Origin of the sequence: Myroides odoratus (assembly GCF_001549985.1) — a bacterium.
Classification (GTDB): domain Bacteria; phylum Bacteroidota; class Bacteroidia; order Flavobacteriales; family Flavobacteriaceae; genus Flavobacterium; species Flavobacterium odoratum_A.
The window spans coordinates 54,983-76,873 of the sequence record NZ_LROZ01000006.1 but is presented as its reverse complement, the minus strand read 5'-3'; the positions used below and the strand labels follow the sequence as shown (position 1 = coordinate 76,873).

Below are 21,891 nucleotides of genomic sequence, written 5' to 3'. Positions count from 1 at the left end.
AAATAGTACGAAAAAGTTCACTACATGGAAAATGTTCAAGCGATTAAACAACGATTTGAAATTATAGGTAATGATCCTAAGCTCAACCGTGCGATCCAGAAGGCGATACAAGTTGCCCCCACGGATATTTCGGTTTTAGTTACTGGAGAAAGTGGAGTTGGGAAAGAAAGTATTCCCAAAATCATCCATTCCCTATCCCACCGCAAACACGGCAAATACATTGCTGTCAACTGTGGTGCTATTCCTGAAGGAACGATTGACAGTGAGCTATTTGGTCATGAAAAAGGGGCCTTTACGGGTGCAATTAGCACGCGAGAAGGTTATTTTGAAGAAGCGAATGGTGGTACTATCTTTTTAGATGAAGTAGGTGAATTACCCCTCACTACTCAAGTGCGTTTATTGCGTATTTTAGAAAATGGAGAATTTATTAAAGTAGGTTCTTCTCGTGTTCAAAAAACAGATATTCGCATTATTGCTGCAACCAATGTCAATATGATTGAAGCAATACAAAAGGGTAAATTTAGAGAGGATTTGTACTACCGTTTGAGTACAATTGAAATTAATCTACCTCCCCTTCGAGAAAGAGGAGAAGATATTCACTTGTTATTTAGAAAATTCGCTTCGGATTTTGCACATAAATACAAAATGCCACCTGTTCGCTTAGATGCAAATGCGGCTAGTTTTTTGATTCGCTATCGCTGGGATGGAAACATCAGACAATTGCGAAATGTAGCAGAAGAAATTTCTGTGTTGGAAACAAACAGAGAAATTACACTTCCTATTTTACAAACGTATTTACCCAACCACGACAGGCAATTACCTTCTGTGGTACAGAGTAAAAAAGCAGAAAGCGATTTCAGTACGGAACGAGAGATTTTATACAAAATTCTCTTTGACATGCGCAATGATATTACAGATTTAAAAAAACTGACCTTAGAGCTATTAAAACAAGATAAAGGACAGGTACAAGAAAGCAATCAGCACTTGATTCAGCGTATCTATGGCAGCAAAAGTGAATCGGTAGACTATCCGACAAATCCTTCGGATATTCTACAGTTGGAAAACAGTAATGCACATACTGTCCATCCTTCACAGCCCGTTCATTCCACCTATCATCCTACTATTATTGAAAATGAAGATGATGATGACAACTACCTTATTGCAGAAACAGTGGAAGATGAACCGCTTAATCTAGAAGAACAAGAAGTAGAATTAATTCGAAAATCTTTGGAACGCAACAAGGGAAAAAGAAAAGCAGCTGCCGAAGAACTCGGTATTTCAGAACGAACTTTATATCGAAAGATTAAACAATATAACTTATAAATGATGAAGTTTAAACCAGTCCTTGTCATTCTTTTTATAACTTTAGGCTTACAAAGCTGTAAGTACTATAACTTTACGGGAACAGGAAAAATTGATGCAGATTCGTTCCAAGTGAATTATTTTCAAAATAATGCACCGTTGGTTGAACCAGGAATTGAACGTACCTTCACATTAGCTCTGCAAGATTTAATTCAGAATCAAACGAGTTTAACCTTAACTAATTCAGATGCAGATTTAGTTTATGAAGGTGAAATTGTCGATTATCGAATCAGTCCGATGACTGCAACTGCAGATCAGAGAGCCGCACAAAACCGTTTGTATATTGCAATTAATGTGCGATTTACAAACAAGAGAAATGCAGAAGATGATTTTGAAAAACGATTCTCTTTCTATTATGACTATGATGCTAATGCACAATTAGTAGGAGCCACATTAAATACAGCCTTAGACGAAATTTACGAAAGAATTACGCAAGATGTATTCAATGAATCCTTAGCCAAATGGTAAAATATCAACAAAAACTAATTTGAATATAGCTACTTTACATACTTACTTAGCTGATCCAACACAAGTACAGCGTTCAGACATTCAAGAATTAAAACAATTACTTGAACAGTATCCTTATGTACAAGCGCTGCGCAGTTTGTACCTGAAAGCACTCTATTCAAATGAAAGTACTTCCTATAATCAAGAGCTCAAAAAAACCGCTGCCTATACCTTAGACCGCGATATTTTATTTAGCTTCATTGTTTCGGATGATTTTACTGTTTATACTCCTTTATCCATCGAAATGCAAGATGAAACTGAGGAGCAAATTGAGACTGTAGCAAAGGAAAAAGACAAAGATCCAGAGCAAAACATCAGCACATTGTTGCAAACTATTTCCAAAGTTGCTTACGAAATTGTACAAGAAAGTCCTGTCTTGACAGATGAACTGGAAAAAGAAATAGAAGAAGAAACGGTACAATCGGAATCTAGCACTGTAATAGAATCTCCTATTAAGGAAGAAGAAGAAAAGGCAATTCCTACTGTTGAATCACTAGAAGACAGATTAGAAATTGGGAAACCTTTAGCTTTTGAAGCAGAGGAGAAATACTCCTTTCAAGAATGGTTAAAACTTTCCAAACAACAGCCAATTGTCCGTGAATTGGATACGAAAAAGGAGGAAATACAGACTGAAAAGGAAGAAAAAGAAGAGATAATTACGGAAGATGAAAAAAAGTTTCAAAAAAGTTTGGAGAAAAAACAAGCCATGATTGATAAATTCATCGAAACAAATCCTAAAATTATCCCAACAAAAAAAGTCACGGCAAGCCCCATAAATATTGAATTATCCGTACAAGAGAATACTAGTTTAATGACGGAGACCTTAGCCAAAATTTATTTGGAGCAAAAAAAATATCAAAAAGCAATACAAGCTTATGAGATTTTAATTTTGAAATATCCAGAAAAAAGTAGTTTCTTTGCAAACCAAATATTAGATATAAAAGCGTTACAACAACATAATAGTTTATAAGCATGAACACATTTACAGTATTTTTAGTATTGATTGCTATCGTATGTTTTTTATTAATTGTGGTTATTATGGTACAAAATCCTAAAGGAGGAGGTTTAGACTCATCTTTTGGAGGATCTACTGTTGCAGGAGGTGTAAAAAACACGAATGACTTCTTAGATAAGAGTACTTGGACATTAGGAGCGGTGTTAATCATCCTAATCTTAATGTCGAGCATTAGCTTTAGTGGTGGTGCAGTTGGAGATTCTAAACTTTTAGATCCTAATGCAACAATGCCAGCACAACCTACTGTTCCTGCTGCAGCTAACACAGAAAACACGACAGAATCAACAACAGGAACTGAAGCTCCTGCTACTAGCGAGACTTCAACGCCTGAAACTACACAAGAATAAGAAAGTATTTTACTTTTCGTTATAGAATGCCAGCTGTCAAGTTGGCATTTTTTTTTGGCAATAGCTGTCAATACAAGGTTTGGCACACTTTATGACTATTTATATAGCATTTAGAACTAATATAAATAATTCAATTTTTATAAACTATAAACACTATGGCATTAAACATTAAACCACTTGCGGATAGAGTTCTTATTGAACCTCAACCAGCAGAAACAAAAACTGCTTCTGGTATTTTTATTCCTGACACAGCGAAAGAAAAACCACAAAAAGGGACAGTAGTCGCTGTAGGAAACGGTACAAAAGACCACAACATGACGGTACAAGTAGGCGATACAGTATTGTATGGTAAGTATGCAGGAACAGAGCTAAAATTAGAAGGTAAAGATTACCTAATCATGCGTGAAGATGACATCTTAGCGATTGTTTAATAAATTGAATAATAACACACAAAGTAAAACAAGACTAAATCATGGCAAAAGATATTAAATTCGACATTGAAGCACGCGAAGGTTTAAAACGCGGTGTTGACGCTTTAGCAAATGCTGTTAAAGTAACTTTAGGACCAAAAGGAAGAAACGTAATCATCGGAAAAGCATTTGGTGCACCAACTGTAACGAAAGACGGTGTTTCTGTAGCTAAAGAAGTAGAGTTAGAAGATGCATTAGAGAACATGGGAGCTCAAATGGTAAAAGAAGTTGCTTCTAAAACAAACGATTTAGCAGGAGATGGAACAACAACAGCTACTGTTTTAGCACAAGCAATTGTAAAAGAAGGCTTGAAAAACGTGGCTGCTGGAGCAAATCCAATGGACTTAAAACGCGGAATGGACAAAGCGGTTGAAGTAATCGTAAACCATTTAAAAGACCAAGCACAAGAAGTAGGTGGATCAATGGATAAAATCCAACAAATCGCTTCTATTTCAGCAAACAACGACGAATTCATCGGAGAATTAATCGCTCAAGCTTTTGAGAAAGTTGGTAAAGAAGGGGTAATCACAGTTGAAGAAGCAAAAGGTACTGAAACATTTGTTGATGTAGTAGAAGGAATGCAATTCGACAGAGGATATTTATCTCCTTACTTCGTTACCAACTCAGAAAAAATGGAAGTGGAACTAGATTCTCCTTACATTTTATTATACGACAAAAAAGTATCTTCTTTAAAAGAGTTACTTCCTGTATTAGAGCCTGTAGCTCAATCTGGAAAACCACTATTGATTATTGCAGAAGATGTTGATGGAGAAGCACTATCTACTTTGGTTGTAAACAAATTAAGAGGAGCTTTAAAAATTGCTGCTGTAAAAGCGCCAGGTTTTGGTGATAGAAGAAAAGCCATGTTAGAAGATATCGCTATCTTAACTGGTGGTGTAGTAATTTCAGAAGAGCAAGGATATACCTTAGAAAACACTACTTTAGAAATGTTGGGTACTTGTAAACGTGTGAGTATCGACAAAGACAATACAACGATTGTTAGTGGAAGTGGCGAATCAGAAATGATTCAAAACAGAGTAAACCAAATCAAAGCACAGATGGAAACAACTACATCTGACTATGATAAAGAAAAATTACAAGAGCGTCTAGCGAAGTTGGCTGGAGGTGTTGCTGTATTATATGTTGGGGCTGCTACGGAAGTAGAGATGAAAGAGAAAAAAGACAGAGTAGACGATGCTTTACATGCAACTAGAGCAGCAATCGAAGAAGGAATTGTTGCGGGTGGTGGAGTTGCTTTACTAAGAGCAAAAGCAAACTTAGACAGCATCAAAGCAGCTAATGCAGACGAAGAAACAGGAATCCAAATCATCGCTAAAGCAGTAGAGTCTCCATTGAGAACGATTGTTGAAAACGCAGGTTTAGAAGGTTCTGTAGTTGTTGCTAAAGTATTAGAAGGAAACAATAACTTCGGATACAATGCAAAAACAAACGAATACATCGATATGCTACAAGCAGGTGTAATCGACCCTAAAAAAGTAACAAGAGTTGCTTTAGAAAACGCAGCTTCAGTTGCAGGTATGATCCTTATCACAGAGTGTGCTTTAGTAGATATTAAAGACGAAAACGGTGGAGGAATGCCAATGGGCGGAGGTATGCCAGGAATGATGTAATTTCACACCCTATAATAAAAAAAGGCTTGAACATATGTTCAAGCCTTTTTTTATTATAGGTAATGAGCTGTTTTCTCCTTACTCTTTTCTTTTCTCTATTTGCTATCCAACGATTTCCTTCAAATCAGCAATTGTTGCCATCGGATCAGCAGCACTAAACACAAAATTACCTGCCACTAAGGCGCCAGCACCAGCCTCCACTAATGCTTTGGCATTCTTACTATTTACACCACCGTCAATCTCAATGATTACATTTGCTCCTTTAGCATCGATCATTGCTTTTAACTTACGCACTTTCTCATAGGTATTTTCAATAAAACTTTGCCCACCAAAACCAGGGTTTACGCTCATAATCAAAACTAAATCTAGATCTTGAATGATGTCTTCCAAAACAGCAACTGGTGTATGTGGATTTAAGGCTACTCCCGCTTGCATTCCTTCCGCTTTGATCGCTTGTATCGTACGGTGTAAATGTGTACAAGCTTCATAGTGTACCGTTAAAATATCTGTACCTAATTCTTTAAACGTTTTGATATAACGATCAGGATCTACAATCATCAAATGCACATCCAACGTTTTCTTTGCATGTTTGTTGATTGCCGCTAGAACAGGCATCCCAAAAGAAATGTTGGGCACGAAAACACCATCCATAATATCAATGTGAAACCAATCTGCTTGGCTTTCGTTAATCATTTCAATATCGCGTTGTAGATTTGCAAAATCGGCAGCCAAAACTGATGGCGCTATCTTTATATTTTTCATACTGTTGTGTTGTTTGTACAAAGATAAAAAAATCCCAAGAGGAACGTCCACTCAGGATTTTATAAATTATGTTATTGTTCTTTTATTGTCGCTTCAAATAATTCGGCAAAGTACTTGATGATTTTAGCGCGAACTTCATCTTCATCAACGTAATTTACCCCTAATTCTACATGCAAAGAGGTAACCCCTTTCCCGCGAATTCCACAAGGAATAATATTGTCAAAGTACCCTAAATCTGAATTGACATTCAAAGCAAAACCATGCATGGTCACCCAACGAGAAGCACGTACACCCATGGCACATATTTTTCTTGCAAAAGGTGTTCCTACACCTAACCAAACTCCTGTCTCCCCTTCACTTCTACTCGCTTCAATACCATAGTCTTTCAATACGAGAATCATTGTTTCTTCTAACAAACGCAAATACTTGTGGATATCCGTAAAAAAGTTTTCTAAATCTAAAATGGGATATCCTACAATTTGACCTGGTCCGTGATAGGTAATATCTCCCCCTCGATTTATCTTATAGAATGTAGCGCCTTTTGCTTTTAATTGCTCTTCATCCAACAGAAGATTCTCTATATCTCCACTTTTTCCTAAGGTATATACATGGGGATGCTCAACAAACAAAAAATAATTGGGTGTTGGTTCTTCTGTTTCCTCTCTTCTATTCTTGATTTTGATGTCTAAGACCGATTGAAAAAGTTCTTCTTGATACGCCCAAGTATCTTTATAGTCTTTTTCACCTAAATCAATTAGGGTCACTTCTTTATTCATGTTTACAAACTTAGCGGTTATATTTTGGATTATTAAGAATGACTAACGCTCCAATAACACCCGGAATCCAACCCGCTAGGGTTAAAAGAAAAACAATTAATATGGATCCGCACCCTTTATCAAACACGGCGATAGGCGGAAAAATAATAGACAAAATTACTCTCCAAATACTCATAATCACTTATTTATATCCTACAAATTTCGTCATTTTTTATGAATTATGGCTATAAATTCAACTAAACCCACGCTTGAAATCCACTCAAAAAGATCAATTGACTAATTAACTGACATTTGGCGAGATACAATGGGGACTAATTTTTAAAGATTACCTATATTTGCACTTTATAAATTAATTCATAATTCACAATTATTATGCAACTTTCAGAACAAGAAATCATCAGAAGAGAGAAGCTCGCAAAATTGCAAGAGCTTGGTGTGAATCCTTATCCTGCTAACTTATTTCCAGTAAATCATACATCCAAGCAGATAAAGAACGGTTTTGAAGAAGGTAAGAAGGTAATTGTGGCAGGAAGATTAATGTCTTCTCGTATTCAAGGAAAAGCTTCTTTCGCAACCATTCAAGACAGTGAGGGAAAGATTCAATTATACATCAACAGAGATGAACTTTGTCCAGGTGAGAACAAAGATTTATATAACGAAGTTTACAAAAAACTAATTGACTTAGGAGATATTATTGGTATCGAAGGGGAATTATTTACCACACAAGTAGGTGAAAAAACAGTACGCGTACAAGGGCTTTCTCTATTGAGTAAATCTTTACGTCCGTTACCTTTACCTAAGACAGATGCAGAAGGTCATACATTTGATGCTTTTACAGATCCAGAATTGCGTTACAGAATGCGTTATGTAGATTTAGTTGTTAATCCACAACACAAAGAAATCTTTATCAAACGTACGAAGTTGTTTAACGCTATGCGTCAGTTCTTCAATGAAGCTGGCTATATGGAGGTTGAAACCCCTGTATTACAGTCAATTCCTGGTGGAGCATCTGCGCGTCCATTCGTTACCCATCACAATGCTTTGGATATTCCCTTGTATTTGCGTATCGCGAATGAATTGTATTTAAAACGCTTAATCGTAGGTGGTTTTGATGGAGTCTATGAATTCTCTAAAAACTTCCGTAACGAAGGAATGGACAGAACCCATAACCCTGAATTTACAGCGATGGAAATCTATGTAGCCTATAAAGACTACAATTGGATGATGGAGTTTACAGAGCGTTTATTAGAGTATTGTGCAATTGCAGTAAACGGAACAACAAAAGCGACGTTTGGCGAGCATGAGATTGACTTTAAAGCACCTTATAAGCGCATCACCATGGCTGATTCGATTAAAGAATTCACTGGTTTTGACATTACTGGAAAGACAGAAAATGAAATTCGTCAAGCTGCTTTAGGTATGGGTATTCCTGTAGATGAAACGATGGGGAAAGGAAAATTAATCGATGAAATTTTCGGTGAAAAATGTGAAGGAAACTACATCCAACCAACCTATATTACAGATTATCCAAAAGAGATGTCTCCCTTGACAAAAGCACACCGTGATAATCCAGAATTAACCGAGCGTTTTGAGTTGATGGTATGTGGAAAAGAGATTGCAAATGCTTATTCAGAGCTAAATGATCCTATTGATCAACGAGAGCGTTTTGAAGCTCAAATGGCTTTAGCAGATCGTGGAGATGATGAAGCTATGTTTATTGATCAAGATTTCTTACGTGCCTTAGAATACGGAATGCCACCTACTTCAGGTTTAGGAATTGGAATGGATCGTTTAATTATGTTCTTAACGAATAATCCATCGATTCAAGAAGTATTATTCTTCCCTCAAATGAGACCAGAAAAAACAGCTCCAGCTGTGGAATTATCAGATGAAGAGAAAATCATCATCCAAATTCTAGAGAAAAATGAAAATAAAGTGGAGTTAGGTTCCCTAAAAGAACAAGCGGCTTTAAGTGGTAAGAAATGGGATAAGGCAATGAAAGCACTTTCCTCACATAACTTGACCAAAGTAGTAACAGAGGACGATAGTAAATATGTCGTTTATCAACAATAATAGAATAAAAAAGGGATGCAATGCATTCCTTTTTTATTCTATTTAAATCGCAAAATACAAGCATAAAAAAAGCACTGCTGAGCAGTGCTTTTTTTATTATCCTAAATACGTTTTCAGTATTTTACTTCTTGACGTATGCTTTAAACGACGAATCGCTTTTTCTTTAATCTGACGAACACGCTCTCTTGTTAAGTCGAACGTTTCTCCTATTTCTTCTAAGGTCATTGGATGTTGATCTCCTAAACCAAAATACAAACGAACAACATCAGCTTCACGTGGCGTTAACGTTTCTAAGGCTCTTTCAATTTCTGTACGCAATGATTCGTGGATTAACTCACGGTCTGGGTTTGGTGATTCACCTGAACGCAATACATCGTATAAGTTAGAATCCTCTCCTTCTACTAAAGGAGCATCCATAGATAAATGACGCCCTGAGTTTTTCATACTCTCTTTCACGTCATTTACAGTCATATCCAATTCCACAGCGATTTCCTCTGCTGAAGGTGGACGTTCATTAGACTGCTCTAACAGCGCGTACATTTTATTAATTTTATTAATCGAACCAATTTTATTTAATGGTAAACGTACAATTCTAGATTGTTCAGCTAAAGCAGACAAAATAGATTGTCTAATCCACCAAACTGCGTAAGAAATAAATTTAAAACCACGAGTTTCGTCAAAACGCTGTGCGGCTTTAATCAACCCCAAGTTTCCTTCATTAATTAAATCCGGAAGCGTCAACCCTTGGTTTTGGTATTGTTTAGCTACCGAAACCACGAATCTTAAGTTAGCCTTAGTTAATTTCTCTAAAGCTCTTTGATCACCTGCTTTAATTCGCTGTGCTAATTCTACCTCTTCATCTGCAGTAATCAAATCTACTTTACCAATCTCTTGCAAATACTTATCTAGTGAAGCGGTTTCACGATTCGTAACTTGCTTGGTAATTTTAAGTTGTCTCATAGTATTTTACTCCTTATTTGTCTTTGTCCTTAATGGTCTACATTAGTTATACGTATACATTCATCAAAAAGTTACAATATTTTAAAAAATATTTTCTTTTTGTTGCCTTCTAAAAATATAAAGCCTTAAAAACATGGTTTTTAAGGCTTTATAAAAACAAATTATTTCAATAATCGCTAACGATTAATAATAATTGACTTTACTCAGTTCTTTTTCATCAACTTCTACTTCATCTAAATAACGTTCTAAACTATCATCTAGTTCTTTCATCCAAATGGTATGATGCTCTTCTGCTGTTACGCCTGTCATAACAGAGGTATACACTTGGTCACGATAGGTTAGAATATCGATTTCTTTCGAATCCAAATAGCGTTTAAACATTTCTCCTACTTTATCAATATTAAACGTTGGATAATCAGTAAGACTAATCAAATCTTTAATATAAGCTGTTTGCAAATCAACTTGTTCATTACTTGTCTGCGTCAGTTCTTCCGCTTTTAACCATTTGTCGATATCCGTTTGACGTTCTTCTTTCGAAGGAAGCGTGATACGTCCTAACATATAATCTCTAGCAAACCAGGCTTGTGCGTCAAACATATTAAACGTGTAATATTGGTCTTGCATTCCCAAGAAGATTAGGCGTTCGTTGTCGTTGAATACCACTCCTTTGTATAGATTATCTGGATACAAACAGTTCTTTGTTTTTAAGCGCAGATTATCTGGTAAAAAAGGGAATTTATGTTGGTACCCTGTACACAACACAACAGCATCAAAAGCTTTTGATGTTCCATCTTTGAAAAAGGCTTTATTACCCTCAAAATGCGTAACAATTGTCTTCTCCTCTACTCCTTTCGGCCATTTTACCCCAATTGGATTCGTACGGTAAGAAATGGTTACCGATTTACTTCCGTGTTTGAAACATTGTACCCCAATATCTTCTGCTGAATAACTACTTCCAATTAACAGAATATCTTTATCGATGAATTGGTCTGCTCCACGGAAATCATGTGCATGCATCACCGTTCCAGGGAAATGATCAATTCCTTTAAAGAACGGCATATTCGGTGTTGAGAAGTGTCCCGTTCCTAATACAAGGTAATCGAAAAACTCTTCAAACGTTTCATTCTTCACCAAGTCATCAAAAATCACGCGGAATTGTTTTTTATCCTCTAGGTAATCCACCCAACGAGCTACCGTATTGAATTTAATATAATCTCTTGCGTTACTTTGTTTAATTCGTCCTTCAATATAATCAAAGAGCACTTCTCTTGGAGGATATGAAGATAGCGGTTGTTTGAAGTGGTCCATAAAAGTATAGTCAGCGAATTCTAAACATTCTTTAGGTCCGTTTGACCACAAGTATTTATACATACTTCCGTGCAAAGGTTCACCGTATTTTCCTACACCTGTTCGCCAAGTATAGTTCCACATTCCACCCCAGTTATCTTGTTTTTCGTAACATTTAATTTCAGGGATTGGATTCCCTTTTTTCTGTTCTGATTCAAAAGCTCTTAACATAGCAAGCCCACTTGGACCTGCTCCAATAATTCCTACTTTAAAATTAGTCATTATATACTACTATTTTTAGGCCCCTAACTTTCATGCGAAATGGAGCTAATTAATAAACGATATTTTCGATTTCATCAAAGAAAGAATCTTGTACGAAGACTCTTACAGACACTCTCACGGAGTGATTTGATAGGTCATCGTGAAAGACAACCTAATAATAGGAGAACCCATAGTGGGTTCTTACTAGACAAAGAGGAAAAGCCTCTATATATTACTGCCTAATTGCAAGCGATTTTAATTCATCACTTTACAGCTGATAGAGCAAATATAAGCAATTTTTAGGACATGGCCAAACTCCTCCATTTTTAACTATCTAAAAATCAATATCTAATTACAAAAATAGGCAAATACAATGCGAATAAAAAAGCCTATCTTTACTTTAACCAATACCAAAAAAACGATGAATCAAACACCGAAATTAACCTATGCCTTACATAGTAGTTCTCTCTTAAGTGCCTTGCTCATTCTCAGCTTTACTTTCTTAAGTCGAATGGGCGCTAATGGCATATATACCTATCCGTTGTTAGGTGCATTATATGAACTCCTCTGGTTCCCTCTTCTCGCAGCTTTATTTAGTATTCCTATTGTGTGGTTTGTTTTAGCCTGTAGAAAAAAAGCAGCTTGGACAAAACTAATCCTTCCTTGTATATTATCTGCAGGAACAATCGCGTACTTGATACTATCACAATAAAAAAAGAGCCTTTAATACAGGCTCTTTTTATTTTCTATACGGTATAATGACCTTGTTTTACTTTTAAAACGTCATATAGTTTCTGATAGGTATGAACATCCGTTTTCAAGCGCAGACCTTCTCGAATTAAATAACCCGCCATCACTTCGAGTTCTGTTTGGCGTTTATTACTCAAGAAATCACTATGCATGGACGTCGTAGAATCAAAGGGAATCGCTGCTAAACGCTGCATCACCACCTCAACTACATCTTCTGTTAAGTTTACGCCTTTGGCTTGCGCAACTTGACTTGCTTCCGTTACTAAAGCCTGAATAGTTGTCGTATAATCGCGCATCACAACACCAAAAGAACAATTGTAAAATGCCGTCGCCACGGCAGAAGCAGAAACTAAGATATACTTCTCCCAAACTTCTCGGGCAATATCTTGTGTACAAATAGAAGTAATCCCTGCTGCTTTGAGCAGTTCATCCCATTGTAACATCTGGGGCGTAATCCCTTCTGTACGTCCAAAAACAATCTTTTGTCTTCCGCTAGGGTTATCAATAACACCTGCTTCTTTTAGACGAGAAACCATATAGGTACATCCTTGCCAAACTTCAGCTTCTAGTTGTTGATCTAGCTTTTCAAAAGCCTCCACTCCATTCAATAGCGGGAGAATAACCGTATTTTTAGACACAATTTTCTTCAAATCGTCAATTATCCCATCTAAATCGTATTCCTTCGTACAAAGCAAGATATAATCCATTGCGGTCAAATCCTGTACTCGTTCTACTACTTGTGCAGGTTTTCCAATGATCACATTGCCTTTAGTCCATACAGTCAATCCCTGTGCTTGGATTTGTTTACCATGCTCTCCTCTTGCTACAAAATGGATTTCTACTTCTGCATCTTGTTCAAAATGATGGGCTAATAATCCACCATAAAACCCACCAACACCACCTAGCCCAATAATGCCTATATTTATTTTACTCATTGTATACTATTTCTTTTTTCCTTTTTAAAGATACTCAAAAAGCTAAAAAACACGCTACTTCCATCCGTTTAAAACAAAAAAAACACCTCGATTGAGGTGTTTTTATATGCTAGATCGGAATTATTTCTTCTCTTCTTTTTTCGGTCCTTGAGCGCCTTCAGGTTTGTTTCCTTCTGGTTTATTTTCTCTTGGAGGACGTGGTAAAAGTGCCTTTTTAGAAACTTTTGGTTTTTTCGTTTTCGGATCAATACCCATGTATTTCACTTCTAACTCATCTCCTAATTTCAATACATCTGCAGGATTTTCAATGCGTTTCCAATCCAATTCAGATACGTGAAGTAAAGTTTCTTTTCCTGGTACAAATTCTACTACTGCACCGAAATCCAACATTTTTACAACTTTCACTTTGTATACTTCTCCTTCTACTGGAGCAAAGATTGTGTTGTTGATTGATTGGATTGCTTTGTCCATTCCCGCTTGACTTGTACCTAAAACTTCGATTACTCCTTTGTCATCTACTTCGTTGATTACAATTGTAGTTTCAGTTTCAGCTTGAAGTGCTTGAATATTTTTACCTCCAGGTCCGATAACTGCTCCAATGAAATCTTTAGGAATTTCAATGGTAACAATTTTTGGTGCTTTTGGTTTCACAGTTGCATTAGGTGTAGCGATTGTTTCTTCTAATAATCCTAAGATATGTAGACGTCCTTCAAGCGCTTGTTTTAATGCTTGCTCCATGATATCATAAGCTAATCCGTCGATTTTAATATCCATTTGACAAGCTGTGATACCATCTTTTGTACCCGTTACTTTAAAGTCCATATCTCCTAAGTGATCTTCATCACCTAAAATATCAGACAATACAGCCCAACGTCCAGTTTTTGAATCTGAGATTAATCCCATTGCGATACCTGAAACTGGTTTGATCATTTGGATACCTGCATCCATTAAGGCTAATGTACCTGCACAAACTGTTGCCATAGAAGACGAACCGTTTGATTCTAATACTTCAGACACTAAACGAATAGTATAAGGACAATCAGCAGGAATCATGTTTTTCAACGCACGTTGTGCTAAGTTACCATGACCTACTTCTCTACGTGATGTACCTCTTAATGGTTTTGCTTCACCTGTTGAGAATGGAGGGAAGTTATAGTGTAAATAGAATCTATCTTCTCCTTGCTCACTTGGTAAGTCAATAATATTAGCATCTCTAGATGTACCTAATGTTACTGTAGCTAATGCTTGTGTTTCTCCACGTGTAAAGATTGATGATCCGTGTACTGAAGGTAAGTAATCTACTTCACTCCAAATCGGACGGATTTCTGTCGTTTTACGACCATCTAAACGGATATTTTGATCTAAGATCAAGTTACGTACCGCTTCTTTTTGTGTCTTTTTGAAATACGTGCTGATTAACTCCGCTTTTTCTGCTAAATCCTCTTCAGAGAATAAAGCTTTAACCTCTTCATATACCTCAGCAAATTTCTCACCACGCTCGCTTTTACCACTTGCATGAGAAGCGATTTCGTACAATTTAGCATACGCTGCATCGTAAACGATTTTCTCTACTTCTACATCCGTAGCTTCTGGTTCGTACTCACGGAAAGTAAGACCTAAAGCTGCACGCATTTTCTCTTGTGCTTCGATTTGAACTTTAATCGCTTCATGTGCAAATTTAATTGCATCAATCATCTCTTGTTCTGAGATTTCTCTCATTTCTCCCTCTACCATACAAACAGAGTCTTTAGAAGCCCCGATCATCATATCCAGATCAGAAGCATTTAACTGCTCTCTTGAAGGGTTGATAATGAATTGTCCGTCAACACGTCCAACTCTTACCTCAGAGATTGAATTGTAAAAAGGAATATCTGATACCGCTAAGGCTGCAGAGGCAGCTAAACCAGCTAATGCATCAGGCATTACGTTTTCGTCATGAGACATTAACTGAATCATCACTTGTGTTTCCGCGTGGTAATCGTCTGGGAACAATGGGCGTAAACAACGGTCAACTAAACGCATTGTCAATACCTCTTGATCGCTTGGACGTGCCTCACGTTTAAAAAAGCCTCCTGGAAAACGTCCAGCAGCAGCGAATTTTTCTCTGTAATCTACAGTTAGAGGAAGGAAGTCCACACCAGGATTTGCCGTTCTCGCAGAAACAGCTGTAGCAAGAAGCATACAGTCTCCCATACGAACAACAACAGAACCATCTGCTTGTTTCGCTAATTTCCCCGTTTCGATTGAGATGCTACGTCCATCTCCTAAATCGATAATTTCTTTGGTTACCTTAGGAATCATAATAATTTAATACTTTAGGGTTTCTGTCTCTCCGAAGAGAGACGTAAAATGTGTTGTGTGTGTTGTGTTGTGTGTTGTGTAGTATATGAAACCCAATGAAAAACCAGATCTAACTCTGCTAAAGGCAAAAAAACAAAAAGAGGCGCGCAGGCACCTCTTTCCTATATTGATTATTTTCTAATACCCAATACTTTAATGATCTCACGATATCTGTTAATCTCAGTTTTCTTTAAGTAGTCAAGAAGTCTTCTTCTTTTACCTACTAAAAGAACTAATGAACGCTCCGTGTTGTAATCTTTACGATTTCTTTTCAAGTGCTCAGTTAAGTGAGAGATTCTGTAAGTGAACAAAGCGATTTGTCCTTCTGCAGATCCTGTGTTTGCAGCTACACCTCCGTGTTGTTGGAAGATCTCAGCTTTTTTTTCTTTTGTTAAATACATGCCAATATTCTTTAATGATTTTTATGTACGAATTCTAGTTCTCTAAAATTCAATTGCAAAGTTACTTTTATTTTTCAAACCATCATCACAGTTCTATATTTTTTTTCAAAAAAATAATAAGTCCCTTGCTTACACCTTATTACACATATAAAGAGGCAATCTTTTCATTCAGTGTTTCCAAGAATTGTTGATCGTCTTGGGTGAATGCGCGAAGCGTATGGGAGTCAATATCGATTTGTCCGATGTTTTTTCCTTCCACAAATAAAGGAACCACGATTTCTGACTTTACAGTCATACTACAAGCAATATAATTGCTTTGTGCATTCACGTCGTCAACTAGAAACGTTTGGTTGCTCTCTGCTACTTGCCCACAAATCCCCTTTCCAAAAGGAATAACAGTATGATCTGTTGCCTCTCCCGTATAAGGCCCTAAATGCAACAAGCGCTTTTCTGCATCAGCAAAATAAAATCCAACCCAATCATAGTGGGGTACTTTTTCCTCCAATAAATCACAAATGGACTGTAGTTTTTCTGTCACATTACCTTCTTTGGTTAGTATAGGTGTAACTTCTTCTAAAAGGGTGGTATATAACGTATGCATATTTGATTTTTTTAGTCTACCAAAGGTACAATATCTGTTGTAGGCATTTTTTCTTTTTTCGCTCTAATAATTTATACAAAAAACTTTTTACCCTCCCGAAATAATGCTTTTTTTCTTATTTTTGCTCCATGCTAAAGAAAAAACTTGTCAGTATTTGGTTTCTCTTGATTTTCCTATTTTCAAACATAGGATGGTCAATGAGTGTACATTACTGTCAAGGTGAAGCACATTACAGTCCCTTGCGTTATACGCACACCCATCAAGATAAGGGATGTACCATGGAAATGGAGATGGAGCAAGAAATACAACAAGAAGAAAAAGCCTGTTGTTCTACAAAAGCTCCGGTTGAAAAACCCATCAAAAAATTTGCGGATAAAAAATGTTGCCAAGATGAATTGATTAAATCCAATCCTTCGGATCACAACATTCAGCATGTCTATACTCCGCATTTCGAATTCATTCTTCCAGATTATAGCTGGACTGAATGCTCTAGGCATGTAGTGGATTTTCCTGTACAAAAACAGGAGACGCTAGCCTATTACATGGAGGCCAATGCCCCTCCACTCTATCAATTATATTGTCGTCTAGTTCTTTACGCGTAACCTATTGTTGCTATATTTTCGTTTGACTTTGCCTTTGCAAGTCGAACCTTTCTATTTTGTACTAACAATTACACGTAAAAAATGATCAAACATTTAGTTACCCTTGCCGTATTGACGGTGGGTACTTCGCTATATGCACAACAAACGATTACAGGACAAATCGTAGACGAAACGCACACTCCTATTATTGGCGCTTCTGTTTTTTATGCCAATCAGTCTATTGGTGTAGCGACAGATGCACAAGGAAAATTCACCTTGCCTTATGTAGAAAAGGAGTCCTTAACCATTTCTTATATTGGATATAAAACGCAATCGCTTACTCCACAAGTAGGACAATCCTATCACCTTGTTTTACAACCTGAGGAATCCTTAGATGAAGTAATCATCCAAACGAAACAACGCAATACCACCCGTTCAATTAAAGGAACAACGAATAGTTTCACCATGAATAGTGGAGAATTGCTCAAAGCTGCTTGTTGTAATATTTCAGAAGCTTTTGAGACAAATCCCTCTATTGACGTCAATTATACGGATGCAATTACTGGAACCAAACAAATTAAAATGCTCGGTTTAACTAGTCCTTATATTTTGATTGCAGAGGAGAATATTCCTTCGGTTCGCGGAGCTTCTCAAATTTATGGGTTGACTTTTACTCCAGGAACTTGGGTAGAAAGTATTCAAGTAACCAAAGGAGCAGGAACCGTAATCAATGGATATGAAAGTATTTCAGGTCAATTGAATACGGAATTAATCAAACCCGCGACGGATCGTCCATTTTTCTTAAATCTATATGGTTCTACAGACGAGCGTTTTGAAGCGAACGTACATGGAAATTACCGTTTAAATGACAAATGGAGTTCTTCTCTATTCATCCACGGAAACTTGCGAACCGGTGACCACGATAAAAACCACGACGGTTTCTTGGATATGCCTAAAGGAGAGCAAATTAATGTAATGAATCGTTGGCAATACATCAACCCTGAAAAAGGAGTGGTAAGTTTTATCACGGCTCGTTATATGAAAGATAATAAAGTAGCAGGGCAAGTGGATTTCGACAAAAAGAAAGACAAGGGCTCTACGGTACTTTGGGGATCCGAGATTCATACAGAAAAAATCGATTTATCTACAAAACTAGGATATGTATTTCCCGATTTACCCTTCCAAAGTGCAGGATTACAAGTCGCGTATAACTACCACAAACAAGATTCTTATTTTGGATTGAATCTCTATGATATCAAACAGAATAGTTTATACTCTAATCTTGTTTTCAATTCTATTATCAACAATACGCTACACAAATTCACTACGGGAATTAGTTTCACCTTAGATCAATATACGGAACAGGTATTTGTTCCAGGTATTGATGGAAATTTCAACCGCACAGATAATGCTTTAGGGGCATTCTACGAATATACGTATGACAATACCACTGACTTCAGTGTTGTAGCGGGTATGCGTGTGGATTATCACAATCGCATGGGGGTATTTGCAACGCCGCGTTTACATTTGCGCTATAATCCATGGGAAAATGGGGTTTTACGTGCTTCAGTCGGTCGAGGAAAACGCCTAGCGAACGTATTTGCGGAAAATCAAATTTTCTTTGCGACGAATCGCTATTTTCAAATTGATGGAAACAATGGAAAAATCTATGATTTAGATCCTGAAATTGCCTGGAACTATGGATTAAGTTTCACCCAAAACTTCCATTTGATTGGTAGAAAAGGAGATGTAACACTGGATTTCTACCGCACAGATTTTGAAAATCAAATTGTGGTGGATGCAGATTATGACGCACATCAGTTGTTATTTTACAATTTAGATGGAAAGTCTTATGCAAATAGTTTTCAACTCGAAGTCAACTATAACTTAGCGCGTAATTTAAACTTCCGTTCTGCCTACAAATACTACGATATTGCTACGGACCAAAAGACGGGTAAATTTGAAAAAGCCTATCAACCGAAACATCGTTTCTTTGCGAATTTAGAGTTTACAACTAACGAACAAGACAATGGTGCACATTGGAAATTTGATTTCACTTACAATTGGTTAGGTAAACAACGTATTACCTCTACTGCAGCATATGCTACTGCTAATCAAATGAAATCAGCTTCCAATCCATATTCTTTGATGAACTTTCAAATTACAAAAGTATGCTCTCCTCGTTTTGAATTTTATGTAGGTGGTGAGAATATTGGAAACTACAAACAACGCAATCCAATTGTTAGTGCTAGTAATCCGTTTGCTACTGATTTTGATACCTCTATGGTCTATGCTCCTATTGCAGGCTCAATGTATTATGCAGGCTTGCGTCTTAAACTTTAATTAACTCAAACTCTTTATAAGATGAAAAAATTATTTTTAACACTAGGACTATTCCTAGTTACGAATGCAGCCATCGTTGCACAAGAAAAAGAACAACCGAAACAAGTAATTGGCGTGAAAGGGGTATGTGAAATGTGTAAAAAACGCATTGAAAAAGCAGCTTTAGACGTTAAAGGAGTACGCTCTGTAGATTGGTCTATAGCAGATCAACAGCTAACCGTATATTTGAATCCAAAGAAAACAACGGGAAAAGAGGTACAAGAAGCAATTGCTTTAGCGGGTCATGATACAGAATCAGTAAAAGCAACAGATGAAGCGTATAACAATTTACATGGTTGTTGCAAATACGAGAGATAGAAATAAAAAAGCACTAACTAGCGATTAGTGCTTTTTTTCAAACAACAATATGCTATTCTGTAGCCAAACTCACAAACTACAAAATATCTTTTTCTTTTTCATAGCATTTCTCCCTATCTTCTGTAAACCATCTTGAATAAGACACTAAAACATCGTTTACTAGAAAGATAAACAGAAACGTAATTTCTCTTTATAGCTGTATTTTATTACACAACAAAAGTAAGATGCTATGCGTGCATAAAATATGATTTTTATCACTTTTCAGAAAAAATAGCTTAAAAAGTGTTTTTTCTGAAAAAAAAAGCACTTATGAAATTCATAAGTGCTTTTTTATTGCGTCCGCGGAAGGGCTCGAACCCTCAACCCTCAGAGCCGAAATCTGATATTCTATCCAATTGAACTACGCGGACCAACCAAAAATTTTATTTTGTCAATAGTGTTTTTACTATTGTTGAAATTGTCTTTCCATCAGCTTTACCAGCTAATTCTTTCGATGCCATTCCCATTACTTGTCCCATAGCAGCCATACCTGCATGATTTCCATCAGCGATAATTTTAGCAATAATTGCTTCTACTTCTTCGTTAGACAACTGTGCTGGTAAAAATTGTTCGATAACAGCTACTTGTGCTAATTCAGGTTCTACTAAATCCGCTCTTCCTTGTTCAGCAAAAATAGCTGCACTGTCTTTGCGTTGTTTTACTAATTTTTGTAAAATCTTAATCTCTTCCTCTTCGCTGATTTCTTCTTTAGAACCTGATTGAGTTTGCGCTAATAACAATTCTGCCTTAACTGCTCTAAGTGCTTCTAAAGCGATACTATCTTTTGATTTCATGGCGCTTTTCATCGCATCCATAATACTTGCTTGTAAACTCATCTCTTATTTATTTGATTTTGCAAAGATATAAAAAAGCCGAGAAAACAAGACAAATTCGCAATTTTTACTTTTTATTCTCCCCACATATTCATCCTTCTTATTATAAAGCAATTCACTTTATTCCTTTTTTGAAGAAATAATTTCCTCTGTTATATTATACTTCCCTTCCCAAAAAAAATCCATAAAAGAAAACGACCAACTTTATTTCCTTTTCGGTAAAACGTTAAAATAGAGCGAGAACCCTTCATATTCCATAGAAAATTCTATTTTTACAGTCAATAAAATATTTTAGAAAACACTATTTACCCCTTCTTATAATGTTATCTTCTATTGAACTAAAATCCATTTATGGATTTGATGCTGGCACAGCCACCTATCTGACTGAAAACGATCATCTTTTTCAACAGCACAACGACGTATATCAATTGCTTTGGCTGCAAAAAGGAAAAGTTTCCGTAATCATGTCTACCAACAAAAAAGAATTGACAGAAGGCGACTGTTTATTTCTGGGTAAAAATGAATTATTTCGCTTAACTGCTGACGAGAGCTATTCCCTCTGTTATGTCCAATTTACGGACAACTTCTATTGTCGCACAGAAGTAGATCGTCACTTTTTAGATAAATGTGTCTTTTTTGACAATACCAAAGCGATTAATTCCATTACACTGAAACCGGAACAAACGACTTTTGCGCAATACTATTTTATTTCATTACTGAAATTACAAAGCAAAACGTACAGCAATTTGAATTATATGACTGCTCATAATATTATTGAGCGTGTCTTACTCTTCATCATGGCTTGTCATATTAATACCTATGTAGAGTTTAATAAGGAAAAGTTATCTCCTGCTCAACTTAAAAATGTCATTAAGTTTAATGAACTGATTAAAACCAATATTCGAAACGAACGCAATGTACAGTTTTATGCGGATCACATGAATATTTCAGTTTCTAAGCTTACCGAAATTAGCAAGGATATTTATGGAACAACGCCTAAAAAGATTATTGCGAGTGCCGTAGTGAATGAAGTAAAGTTATTATTAAAGCACACTCCTTTGACAATCAAAGAGATTGCGTATGAATTAAACTTTGAGGATTCAAGTAATTTTACTCGTTTTTTCATTAAAGCAACGGGCTTAAGTCCAAAAGAATACCGCGAGAGTTTATAACCTATCGTTTCCTTTACAAGATTATACAGGCACCAATGAGTTTCATTGGTGCTTTTTTTTTGCGTCCGCGGAAGGGCTCGAACCCTCA

The 21,891-nt window shown here is 36.5% G+C and carries 22 protein-coding genes and 1 tRNA gene; 12 read left to right on the top strand and 11 right to left on the bottom strand.

Annotated features, from left to right (window positions below):
• The first annotated feature begins 24 nt into the window (after positions 1–24).
• The 6 genes from AWV75_RS08435 (at position 25) to groL (ending at position 5,332) form a co-directional block, all read left to right on the top strand.
• Positions 25–1,323: a sigma-54 interaction domain-containing protein gene (locus tag AWV75_RS08435; protein WP_060873961.1), complete on the top strand. Its 1,299-nt coding sequence runs from the start codon at positions 25–27 to the stop codon at positions 1,321–1,323.
• 3 nt (positions 1,324–1,326) lie between these two features.
• Positions 1,327–1,830 (top strand): LptE family protein, encoded by a 504-nt coding sequence (locus AWV75_RS08430; protein ID WP_060874063.1) that lies wholly within the window; start codon positions 1,327–1,329, stop codon positions 1,828–1,830.
• A gap of 19 nt (positions 1,831–1,849) precedes the next feature.
• The gene (locus AWV75_RS08425; protein ID WP_060873960.1) at positions 1,850–2,839 is read left to right on the top strand and encodes a tetratricopeptide repeat protein; all 990 of its coding nucleotides are present in this window, start codon (positions 1,850–1,852) and stop codon (positions 2,837–2,839) included.
• Between the two features lie 2 nt (positions 2,840–2,841).
• Positions 2,842–3,231: a preprotein translocase subunit SecG gene (gene secG, locus AWV75_RS08420; protein WP_060873959.1), complete on the top strand. Its 390-nt coding sequence runs from the start codon at positions 2,842–2,844 to the stop codon at positions 3,229–3,231.
• 155 nt (positions 3,232–3,386) lie between these two features.
• Positions 3,387–3,662 carry a co-chaperone GroES gene (locus tag AWV75_RS08415; RefSeq protein WP_060873958.1) on the top strand — a complete coding sequence of 92 codons (276 nt, stop codon included), beginning with the start codon at positions 3,387–3,389 and terminating at the stop codon, positions 3,660–3,662.
• Positions 3,663–3,703: 41 nt separating this feature from the next.
• Positions 3,704–5,332, top strand: coding sequence for a chaperonin GroEL (gene groL / locus AWV75_RS08410; RefSeq protein WP_060873957.1), 1,629 nt, complete (start codon positions 3,704–3,706; stop codon positions 5,330–5,332).
• Between the two features lie 102 nt (positions 5,333–5,434).
• Here groL and rpe read toward each other — a convergent pair whose 3' ends face one another.
• The 3 genes from rpe to AWV75_RS18475 form a co-directional block, all read right to left on the bottom strand.
• Entirely contained in the window at positions 5,435–6,094 is a 660-nt protein-coding gene (gene rpe, locus AWV75_RS08405; RefSeq protein WP_060873956.1) for a ribulose-phosphate 3-epimerase, read from the bottom strand.
• Positions 6,095–6,165: 71 nt separating this feature from the next.
• Complete coding sequence (gene lipB / locus AWV75_RS08400; RefSeq protein WP_060873955.1) at positions 6,166–6,870, bottom strand: lipoyl(octanoyl) transferase LipB; 705 nt, start codon at positions 6,868–6,870, stop codon at positions 6,166–6,168.
• Between the two features lie 10 nt (positions 6,871–6,880).
• Entirely contained in the window at positions 6,881–7,045 is a 165-nt protein-coding gene (locus tag AWV75_RS18475; RefSeq protein WP_082711057.1) for a YqaE/Pmp3 family membrane protein, read from the bottom strand.
• 197 nt (positions 7,046–7,242) lie between these two features.
• Here AWV75_RS18475 and lysS point away from each other — a divergent pair, with 197 nt between their 5' ends.
• On the top strand, positions 7,243–8,943 hold the full coding sequence (gene lysS, locus AWV75_RS08395) for a lysine--tRNA ligase (protein ID WP_060873954.1): 1,701 nt from the start codon (positions 7,243–7,245) through the stop codon (positions 8,941–8,943).
• Between the two features lie 96 nt (positions 8,944–9,039).
• Here the strand turns inward: lysS and AWV75_RS08390 are convergent, their stop codons facing one another.
• Entirely contained in the window at positions 9,040–9,903 is an 864-nt protein-coding gene (locus tag AWV75_RS08390) for a sigma-70 family RNA polymerase sigma factor (protein WP_002987652.1), read from the bottom strand.
• A gap of 183 nt (positions 9,904–10,086) precedes the next feature.
• Positions 10,087–11,472, bottom strand: a complete 1,386-nt coding sequence (locus AWV75_RS08385) for an NAD(P)-binding domain-containing protein (RefSeq protein ID WP_060873953.1) — start codon at positions 11,470–11,472, stop codon at positions 10,087–10,089.
• Between the two features lie 352 nt (positions 11,473–11,824).
• On the opposite strand from AWV75_RS08385, the gene AWV75_RS08380 reads away from it, so the two are divergent.
• Complete coding sequence (locus AWV75_RS08380) at positions 11,825–12,163, top strand: hypothetical protein (protein WP_231738068.1); 339 nt, start codon at positions 11,825–11,827, stop codon at positions 12,161–12,163.
• A 34-nt stretch (positions 12,164–12,197) separates the two neighbouring features.
• Here the strand turns inward: AWV75_RS08380 and AWV75_RS08375 are convergent, their stop codons facing one another.
• The 4 genes from AWV75_RS08375 to AWV75_RS08360 form a co-directional block, all read right to left on the bottom strand.
• The gene (locus AWV75_RS08375; RefSeq protein ID WP_060873952.1) at positions 12,198–13,136 is read right to left on the bottom strand and encodes a ketopantoate reductase family protein; all 939 of its coding nucleotides are present in this window, start codon (positions 13,134–13,136) and stop codon (positions 12,198–12,200) included.
• Between the two features lie 120 nt (positions 13,137–13,256).
• Positions 13,257–15,437 carry a polyribonucleotide nucleotidyltransferase gene (locus AWV75_RS08370; protein WP_060873951.1) on the bottom strand — a complete coding sequence of 727 codons (2,181 nt, stop codon included), beginning with the start codon at positions 15,435–15,437 and terminating at the stop codon, positions 13,257–13,259.
• A 170-nt stretch (positions 15,438–15,607) separates the two neighbouring features.
• Entirely contained in the window at positions 15,608–15,877 is a 270-nt protein-coding gene (gene rpsO, locus AWV75_RS08365; protein WP_002987657.1) for a 30S ribosomal protein S15, read from the bottom strand.
• A gap of 139 nt (positions 15,878–16,016) precedes the next feature.
• Positions 16,017–16,478, bottom strand: coding sequence for a GAF domain-containing protein (locus tag AWV75_RS08360; protein WP_060873950.1), 462 nt, complete (start codon positions 16,476–16,478; stop codon positions 16,017–16,019).
• Positions 16,479–16,606: 128 nt separating this feature from the next.
• Here AWV75_RS08360 and AWV75_RS08355 point away from each other — a divergent pair, with 128 nt between their 5' ends.
• The 3 genes from AWV75_RS08355 to AWV75_RS08345 all read left to right on the top strand — a co-directional run bounded on the left by AWV75_RS08355 (position 16,607) and on the right by AWV75_RS08345 (position 19,759).
• Complete coding sequence (locus AWV75_RS08355; RefSeq protein WP_440131128.1) at positions 16,607–17,080, top strand: HYC_CC_PP family protein; 474 nt, start codon at positions 16,607–16,609, stop codon at positions 17,078–17,080.
• Between the two features lie 81 nt (positions 17,081–17,161).
• Positions 17,162–19,402 carry a TonB-dependent receptor plug domain-containing protein gene (locus AWV75_RS08350; RefSeq protein WP_060873949.1) on the top strand — a complete coding sequence of 747 codons (2,241 nt, stop codon included), beginning with the start codon at positions 17,162–17,164 and terminating at the stop codon, positions 19,400–19,402.
• A gap of 21 nt (positions 19,403–19,423) precedes the next feature.
• Positions 19,424–19,759, top strand: a complete 336-nt coding sequence (locus AWV75_RS08345) for a heavy-metal-associated domain-containing protein (RefSeq protein ID WP_060873948.1) — start codon at positions 19,424–19,426, stop codon at positions 19,757–19,759.
• Between the two features lie 336 nt (positions 19,760–20,095).
• On the opposite strand, the gene AWV75_RS08340 is transcribed toward AWV75_RS08345, so the two are convergent.
• Both AWV75_RS08340 and AWV75_RS08335 read right to left on the bottom strand, forming a co-directional pair.
• A tRNA-Arg gene (locus tag AWV75_RS08340) sits at positions 20,096–20,169 on the bottom strand.
• Between the two features lie 12 nt (positions 20,170–20,181).
• The gene (locus tag AWV75_RS08335) at positions 20,182–20,634 is read right to left on the bottom strand and encodes a GatB/YqeY domain-containing protein (RefSeq protein WP_002987665.1); all 453 of its coding nucleotides are present in this window, start codon (positions 20,632–20,634) and stop codon (positions 20,182–20,184) included.
• 317 nt (positions 20,635–20,951) lie between these two features.
• Here AWV75_RS08335 and AWV75_RS08330 point away from each other — a divergent pair, with 317 nt between their 5' ends.
• Complete coding sequence (locus AWV75_RS08330; RefSeq protein ID WP_060873947.1) at positions 20,952–21,803, top strand: helix-turn-helix domain-containing protein; 852 nt, start codon at positions 20,952–20,954, stop codon at positions 21,801–21,803.
• The last annotated feature ends 88 nt before the right edge of the window (positions 21,804–21,891 follow it).

Excerpts from the sequence above, each read along its gene's own strand:
- groL (WP_060873957.1), top strand. The coding sequence starts at position 3,704 with ATGGCAAAAGATATTAAATTCGACATTGAAGCACGCGAAGGTTTAAAA.
- AWV75_RS18475 (WP_082711057.1), bottom strand. The coding sequence starts at position 7,045 with ATGAGTATTTGGAGAGTAATTTTGTCTATTATTTTTCCGCCTATCGCC.
- rpsO (WP_002987657.1), bottom strand. The coding sequence starts at position 15,877 with ATGTATTTAACAAAAGAAAAAAAAGCTGAGATCTTCCAACAACACGGA.
- secG (WP_060873959.1), top strand. The coding sequence starts at position 2,842 with ATGAACACATTTACAGTATTTTTAGTATTGATTGCTATCGTATGTTTT.
- AWV75_RS08390 (WP_002987652.1), bottom strand. The coding sequence starts at position 9,903 with ATGAGACAACTTAAAATTACCAAGCAAGTTACGAATCGTGAAACCGCT.
- AWV75_RS08345 (WP_060873948.1), top strand. The coding sequence starts at position 19,424 with ATGAAAAAATTATTTTTAACACTAGGACTATTCCTAGTTACGAATGCA.
- lysS (WP_060873954.1), top strand. The coding sequence starts at position 7,243 with ATGCAACTTTCAGAACAAGAAATCATCAGAAGAGAGAAGCTCGCAAAA.
- lipB (WP_060873955.1), bottom strand. The coding sequence starts at position 6,870 with ATGAATAAAGAAGTGACCCTAATTGATTTAGGTGAAAAAGACTATAAA.
- AWV75_RS08385 (WP_060873953.1), bottom strand. The coding sequence starts at position 11,472 with ATGACTAATTTTAAAGTAGGAATTATTGGAGCAGGTCCAAGTGGGCTT.
- AWV75_RS08335 (WP_002987665.1), bottom strand. The coding sequence starts at position 20,634 with ATGAGTTTACAAGCAAGTATTATGGATGCGATGAAAAGCGCCATGAAA.
- AWV75_RS08380 (WP_231738068.1), top strand. The coding sequence starts at position 11,825 with ATGCGAATAAAAAAGCCTATCTTTACTTTAACCAATACCAAAAAAACG.
- AWV75_RS08360 (WP_060873950.1), bottom strand. The coding sequence starts at position 16,478 with ATGCATACGTTATATACCACCCTTTTAGAAGAAGTTACACCTATACTA.
- AWV75_RS08375 (WP_060873952.1), bottom strand. The coding sequence starts at position 13,136 with ATGAGTAAAATAAATATAGGCATTATTGGGCTAGGTGGTGTTGGTGGG.
- AWV75_RS08355 (WP_440131128.1), top strand. The coding sequence starts at position 16,607 with ATGCTAAAGAAAAAACTTGTCAGTATTTGGTTTCTCTTGATTTTCCTA.
- AWV75_RS08370 (WP_060873951.1), bottom strand. The coding sequence starts at position 15,437 with ATGATTCCTAAGGTAACCAAAGAAATTATCGATTTAGGAGATGGACGT.
- AWV75_RS08415 (WP_060873958.1), top strand. The coding sequence starts at position 3,387 with ATGGCATTAAACATTAAACCACTTGCGGATAGAGTTCTTATTGAACCT.
- AWV75_RS08350 (WP_060873949.1), top strand. The coding sequence starts at position 17,162 with ATGATCAAACATTTAGTTACCCTTGCCGTATTGACGGTGGGTACTTCG.
- rpe (WP_060873956.1), bottom strand. The coding sequence starts at position 6,094 with ATGAAAAATATAAAGATAGCGCCATCAGTTTTGGCTGCCGATTTTGCA.
- AWV75_RS08435 (WP_060873961.1), top strand. The coding sequence starts at position 25 with ATGGAAAATGTTCAAGCGATTAAACAACGATTTGAAATTATAGGTAAT.
- AWV75_RS08330 (WP_060873947.1), top strand. The coding sequence starts at position 20,952 with ATGTTATCTTCTATTGAACTAAAATCCATTTATGGATTTGATGCTGGC.
- AWV75_RS08430 (WP_060874063.1), top strand. The coding sequence starts at position 1,327 with ATGAAGTTTAAACCAGTCCTTGTCATTCTTTTTATAACTTTAGGCTTA.